At 68.6% G+C, this 7621-nt stretch carries 1 protein-coding gene; it reads right to left on the minus strand.

Annotated features, from left to right (window positions below; translation table 11 throughout):
- Positions 1–102: 102 nt before the first annotated feature.
- Complete coding sequence (locus tag K3M35_RS10405; protein ID WP_220666388.1) at positions 103–7533, minus strand: non-ribosomal peptide synthetase; 7431 nt, start codon at positions 7531–7533, stop codon at positions 103–105.
- Positions 7534–7621 lie beyond the last annotated feature (88 nt).

Below are 7621 nucleotides of genomic sequence, written 5' to 3' on the forward strand. Positions count from 1 at the left end.
ACCGTTCGGTCACGTGTCCTGCACGCCCGACGGGGAGGGCCGTCGGGCGCTCGTGTTCGTCACAGATCACAATCCGTCCTGAGTGTCACCCCGAGAAGTCGATCATGAACCGGACGACCACGGGTGAGTTCTCGCGCAGATGGTGGCGTCGACCGATTCGGAAGCCGCCGTCCCGATCCCGTCCGTGACCGAGACGAACTCGAGATCCGCACAGCCGACGAGGTCGGCCACCGCATCACCGGGAACGAATGCGTGTGTCACCCATTCCTCTTCCGCAGCACGGGCGAGATCGTCACGGTTTTCGGGAACGATCACGACAGCACCGGCCAGTGCGGCAGCGAGCACCGCATATACCGACCAGGGGTCTGCCGCCCGCCCTGACACCAGGATCCGAGCATCGTAGGTGAGACCGAACTCGGTGTGATCGCGGCGAAGAGCAGCCACCGCACCTCCCTGAGTGAGGTCGCCCTGCGGCAGCCTCAGCGCAGGGTCCCCGGCACGGAGGACGGACGTGCGCTCGGTGTAGGCGACGGGGCGCTCCGATTGCACCGACACCCTCGACACCAGTTCCGGGTCGTCCATCGGAAGCAGAACCGCCGAGCCGTCGGCGGTGCGCTGTGAGGTCGTGAGAATCCAACGAGCCTCGGAGGACGTCCCCACCGCGATCGCGGCCCCCGCCTTCACGGTTGCCCAGATCGCGGTCACCAGGTCGATTCCGGCGGGGACATCAACGGCGACGGTCTCGCCCGGACCCGCACCGAGCGAGATCAGATGCCGCGCCCACCGAGAGGATCGTTTCTCGACCTCCGCGAAGGTCGACTCGGTCTCGCCGAACACGACGGCAGGAGCGTCCGGATCCGATTCGACCACAACGCGCAGTTCCTGGGCGATCGTCGTATCGGGGACCTGCGAAGACGACTCCGGCACGGCGCGAGGGGCACCGGTGACCACCGCGACCTCGTCAGCGGTCCGGATATCGATGTCCCCGACCACCGCGGCGGGATCGGCGGCCACCGCGTCGAGCACCGCCACGAATCGACGCGCGTAGGCCTCCGCGGTGTCCGCGTCGAACAGATCGGTCGCGTAGGTGAAGGCAACGGCCATCCCACCCGGCCCGCTCGCGGAGTCCTCCCGAGGCTCCACCGTGACCTGCAGATCGAACTTGGCGGAGAGCTCTCCCGTGTCGAGCGCTTCGACGGTCAGCTCCGGCAGTTCCATACGCACGGGGTCGAGGTTCTGGAAGGACAGCACCGTCTGGAAGACCGGATGCCGGGAGCTCGAACGAGCGATCCCCAGTTCGTCCACGACACGCTCGAACGGCACGTCCGCATTCGCGAAGGCTTCGAGGTCGCCGGCTCGGACCGTGTCGAGCAGGGCGTCGAACGCCGTGGCCGGGTCGACGTCGCTGCGCAGTGCCAGCGTGTTGACGAACATGCCGACCACGTCGTCGAGTGCCCGAGCACCGCGCCCGGCCACTGCCGTCCCGATCACGACGTCGCGCGAACTGCTCAGTCTCGACAGCAACACCGCGAGAGCGGCATGCACCACCATGAACAGCGAGGCACGATGTTCCGAGGCGAGAATGTCGAGGCGAGCACGGGTATCCGCGGACACATCGATCATGGTCGTGGCACCGCGGGTGCTGGTTTGTGCGGGTCGTGGCCGGTCGGCGGGAAGGTCCAGCAGGTCCGGCACCCCTGCCAGGCGTTCACGCCAGTAGTCGAGCTGCTTCCCCGCAGGCGATGCCGGATCGTCGGCGTCCCCGAACACGTCCTGCTGCCACAGCGCGAAGTCCGCATACTGCACCTCGAGCGGAGGGAGCTCGACGGAGCTGCCGGAGATGCGCCCGATGTACGCCGACACGAGGTCGCGGGCGAGCGGTGCGAGCGACGCACCGTCCGCCGAGATGTGGTGCACGACGAGCACGAGGACGTGGTCGTCCGGCGTGAGCGAGACCAACCGGCCCCGCACGGGTACGTCTGTGGATACATCGAAGCCCTGCGACGCGACCTCCACGACCGCCTCGAACGCCTCTCCCTCGGTACCCGCGGTGACGACCGTCAGTTCCTCGACCGCGTCGACGGACCGGATCCGCTGGTACGGACCGTGATCGTCGTACGGGTAGACGGTACGCAGTGTCTCGTGGCGCTCGACCACATCGCGCACGGAAGCTGCGAGTGCCTCGGTGTCGAGGTTTCCGCGCAGCCGAATCGCCAGGGGGATGTTGTAGGTGGACGAACCGGGGTCGAGCTGATTGAGCACCCACATCCGCTGCTGTGCGAGCGAGAGCGGGATGCGATCGGGACGCGGCCGTGCGACGAGCTCCGGCACCGCGCGATCGGAACTGCCGCCATCGACGCGCGCCGCCAGACCCGCGACGGTGGGAGCTTCGAACAGTTCCCGGATGGCCAGGCTCGCTCCGGTCGCCTCGTTGATGCGGGCGACGACCCGTGTCGCGACGAGGGAGTTGCCGCCGAGGTCGAAGAACGAGTCGTCGGCACCGACGCGTTCGATACCCAGCACCTCGGCCCAGACCTGCGCGACGATCCGTTCCGATTCGGTGGCCGGTTCGCGGAAACGATCGGCGTCGATGTCGATGCGGGGCACGGGGAGAGCGCGCCGGTCGAGCTTGCCGTTCACCGTGAGCGGCAGTTCGTCGAGCACGGTCACCACATCGGGAACCATGTACCCCGTGAGAAATTCGGATGCGTGCGCGCGCACCGCGGCCGGATCGACGGTTTCACCGGTGCGGGCGACGACGTAACCGACGAGACGTTCGCCGAGTCCGTCGTCCCGGACCATTGCGACCGCCTGTGCGACCCCCGGAGCCTGCAGCAGCTGCGACTCGATCTCGCCCAGTTCGATACGGAAGCCGCGGAGCTGGACCTGCGAGTCGCTGCGGCCCGCGTATTCGAGGATGCCTTCGCCGTTCCACCGCGCGATGTCGCCGGTGCGGTAGAGACGACCGCGACCGAAGGGGTTCGCGACGAAGCGCGCGACCGTCAGGTCGGGGCGTCCGAGATATCCGCGGGAGAGCTGGTCGCCGGAAATGTACAGCTCCCCCGGCACGCCGGCGGGCACGGGATGCAGACGCCGGTCGAGGACGTAGGCGTCCAATCCGGGAAGCGAGCGTCCGATCGCGCTGGCGGCACCGGCCTTCGCGAGGGCGCGGTCGATGCGCTGGTACGACACGTGCACCGTGGTCTCGGTGATGCCGTACATGTTCACCAGTTGTGGGCCGGCGGGGTGACGATCGAACCAGCCCGCGAGCCGGGCCGGGTCGAGTGCCTCGCCGCCGAAGACGACGTAGCGCAGCGCGAGCGGTGCCGTGTCGGCCGCGAGAGTGCGATCGGCCTCGTCGAACTGGTAGAACGCCGACGGCGTCTGGTTGAGCACCGTGACGCCCTCGCGCCGCACGAGCTGCGCGAACAGCTCGGGTGACCGGGAGGTGAGGTAGTCGACGACGACGAGCCGGCCCCCGTACAGCAGCGGTCCCCACAGTTCCCACACCGAGAAGTCGAAGGCGTAGGAGTGGAACAGCGTCCACACGTCGTCCGGGCCGAAGCCGAAGCGGGGCTCGGCGTTGGCGAAGAGGGTCAGCACGTTCCGGTGCGTGACGGCGACACCCTTGGGGCGGCCGGTCGAACCGGAGGTGAAGATGACGTACGCGAGATCGTCCGGTTGCGGCGATGCGATCCGGTCGGCGTCGGTGAGCGGATCGGCCGAGACCGAGTCGTCGTTCTGTGCGTCGGCGACATCGAGCATCTCGATTCCGCTGCCGCGCAACGCCTCCGCTCCGGGCTCGTCTCCGAGTGCATCGGAGGTGAGGATCACGCGGGGCCGCGCCTGGTCGAGGATGTACCGCACACGGTCCTGCGGGTGAGCGGTGTCGATCGGCAGGTAGGCGCCGCCGGAGAGCACGACCGCGGTGAGGGCGACCACGAGGTCCTCGGTCCGCGGCAGGGCCACCGCGACGAGAGTTCCCGGTCCGACGCCGGCGCCGACGAGCCGGCGTGCGATCCGGTTCGCGCGGGCACCGAGCTCGGCGTACGTGAGGGTCGTCTCGCCGTGGGTCACCGCGGCATTCGCGGCGTGGGCGCACACGGCTGCGTCGAAACGTGCAGCCAGCGTGGCCGGTTCGACGACCGGGACGGATTCGCCCAGCGTGTTCCACTCGGTGAGGATGCGGTCGAGTTCGTCGTCGGTGACGAGCGGCACGTCGCCGACCGCGATGCGCGGATCGGTGGTGACCGCCTGGAGGATCCGCGAGAACCGTTCTGCGACAGCGGCGACGGTCTGCTGATCGAACAGTTCGGTGGCGTAGTTGAACTCCACCACGAGACCGGAGGGATCGCCGGCGGCGTCGACGACATCCGCGACGGTGACCTGCAGGTCGAACTTGGCGACCTGCGCGTCGAAGTCGATACCGGAGACGGTGAGCTCGGGCAGTTCCAGCTGCGAGACCGGCATGTTCTGGAAGGTGAGCATGACCTGGAAGAGCGGATGACGTGCCTGCGAACGAGGCGGATCGAGCACCTCGACGAGCCGCTCGAACGGCACGTCGGCGTGCGTGAACGCCTCGAGGTCGGCCGTGCGCACCGAGTCGAGGAAGTCGCCGAAGGACGCCCCGGACTCGACTGGTGTACGCAGCACCAGGGTGTTGACGAACATGCCCACCAGGTCGTCGAGCGCGGCGTCGCCGCGGCCGGCGACGGGGGTACCGATCGTGATGTCGTCGTTGCCGCCGAGCCGCGCCAGAAGTACAGCGAGCGCGGCGTGGACGACCATGAATTCCGTTGCGCCGCTGCGGCGGGCCAGATCGGCGATCGCTGCGCGGACGCGCTCGTCGAGGGTGAGCCGGTGTGAGGCACCCCGATAGCTCGCGACGGCCGGCCGGGGACGATCGGACGGCAGCGTCGACTCTTCCGGCAGATCCGCGAGGGTCCGCTTCCAGAAATCGGTCTCCCGCGCCATGAGCGACTCGGGGTCGGACTCGTCTCCGAGGATCTCGCGCTGCCAGAGTGTGTAGTCCGCGTACTGCACCTCGAGCGGTGCCCATCCGGGTTCCCCGCCCGCGACACGCGCGGCGTAGGCCGTCACCACGTCGCGGGTCAGCGGTCCCATCGAGTAGCCGTCGGCGGAGATGTGGTGCACCACGACGACGAGCACGTGCTCGTCCGGGGCCACGGAGAACAGGCGCACTCGGATCGGAACCTGTTGCGTCACATCGAAGCCGGTGGTGACCGCTTCGGCGACCCTGGCCGGGACCTCGTCGGCGTCGACGATCTCGGGGCGGACCTCGACGACCGCGTCCGCGGCGGGCAGCACCTGCTGGTAGCCGACACCGTCGATCTCGGGGTAGACGGTGCGAAGCGATTCGTGGCGTTTCACCACGTCGGAGACCGCCGCCTGCAACGCGTTGGTGTCCAGTCGTCCCGAAAGGCGAATGGCCACAGGGATGTTGTTCACGGCGGAGTGCGGTTCGAGCCGGTTGAGGAACCACATGCGTTGCTGCGCCAACGACAACGGCACCCGCTCCGGACGCTCCCGCACCGCCAACACCACAGTCCCGGCACCGGCACCGGCGGTGTCGATATCGACACGGGCCGCCAACTCCTGCACCGACGACGTCTCGAACACCACCGGCACCGCCACCCGATACCCCAACCGCGCCGACAACCGCGCCACCAACCGCGTCGCCGCCAACGAATTACCCCCCAGATCGACGAACGAATCATCCAACCCGACCCGCTCGACCCCCAGAACCTGCGCGACCTCCTCGGCCACCGCGATCTCCACCGGTGTCCGCGGCGCCCGATACTCGGCCACCTCGAACACCGGCGCCGGCAACGCCGCCCGATCGACCTTCCCCACCGGCGTCAGCGGCACCTCGTCGAGCACCGTCACCGACGACGGCACCATATAACCGGGCAACACCTCCCCCACCGACGCGCGCACCTGCGCCGGATCGAGCACCGCCCCCGCCTCGGGCACCACATACGACACCAACGCCGACTCCCCCGACGCCAACGCCGCCCCCACCGTCACCGCGAAACCGACCCCCGGCACCGACGACAACACCGCATCGATCTCCCCCAACTCGATCCGGAACCCCCGAATCTTGACCTGGAAATCACTGCGCCCCACATACTCGAACACCCCATCGCCACCCCGACGCACCAGATCCCCCGTCCGGTACATCCGACCACCCGGAGTGAACGGATCGGCCACGAACCGCGCCGCGGTCAACCCGAACCGACCGTGATAACCCCGCGCCACCTGCGCCCCGGCCACATACAACTCACCGACCACACCCTCGGGCACCGGACGCAACCGCTCATCGAGCACGAACGCCCCCACCCCCGCGATCGCCGACCCGATCACCACCGGCGCATCGGGCACCAACTCCGCCGACGCGGTCGCCAGAATCGTCGTCTCCGTCGGACCATAGGCATTGAAGAACCGCCGCCGACCCGGCACCGACCACCGCCGCACCAGATCCGGGGTGAACGACTCACCCGCCACGACCACCACACGCAGAGCATCCAACCCGGCAGGATCCATCGACCCCAACGCACCCGGCGTCATGAACACATGCGACACCGACTGCGACGCAATCACATCCGCCAGATCCGGACCACCACCAACCCCCGCCGGCGCCACCACCACCGTCGCCCCCGCCGAGAACCCCACCCCCAACTCGAGCAACGACACATCGAAACTCGGCGAACACACATGCAACACCCGCGACGAGCCATCGACCCCGAAATGCTCACGCTCGGCCGCAATCACCCCACCGACACCGGCATGCGAGACCACCACACCCTTCGGCCGCCCCGTCGACCCCGAGGTATAAATCATCCACGCCGCATCCGACGGCTCGAGTGAACGCACCCGATCCGCATACGAGACCGGCCGCGACGACAACCCCCGCACCTGCGCGGCCACCGACACCTCGTCGACCACCACCACCGGCACCGACCCCGCCGACCCGGCCACCACCTGCGCCACCGACGCCACCGTCAACGCCAACACCGCACCCGAATCGGCCACCATGAACTGCACCCGCTCGGCCGGATAACCCGGATCCACCGGCACGAACGTCGCCCCCGACTTCGCCACCGCCCACAACACCACCACCGACTCGAGCGACCGCGGCACCGCCACCACCACCGCATCCCCCGGCCCCACCCCACGACCGATCAACCACCGCGCCCACCGCGACGACACCGCATCGAGCTCCCGATACGACAACGACCGAGAACCCTCCACCACCGCCACCGCATCACCGGCCGACTCCACCGCCGACACCAACAACTGCGGCAACAACACACCACGACGACCACGCCCACGCCGCTCCGGGCGGGCAGCACGCTCGGAACGCGCGGCACGCTCGGGGCGGGGAGCACGTTCGGGACGCGACGCCCGGGCACGAGCGCGATCGGCCGGAGATACGTGCGAGTCCGCGTCACTCGATCGCGATGCGTTTACCGGAGTGGCTCCGTCCGCGCTGCCGTCGTGTCGTGAACGCATGAAAAAGCCCACACCCTTCGCTTTCGATACCAGTGGTCGCGCCTGCGAACCGAGCAAGCATAGTCATCCACCCGAATCGCGTGACCTT

It is taken from the genome of Rhodococcus sp. DMU2021, assembly GCF_019641445.1.
Classification (GTDB): Bacteria; Actinomycetota; Actinomycetes; order Mycobacteriales; family Mycobacteriaceae; genus Rhodococcus; species Rhodococcus pyridinivorans.

Bases quoted from the DNA above. Each gene is read 5' to 3' on its own strand.
- K3M35_RS10405 (WP_220666388.1), bottom strand. From the start codon at position 7,533: ATGCGTTCACGACACGACGGCAGCGCGGACGGAGCCACTCCGGTAAAC.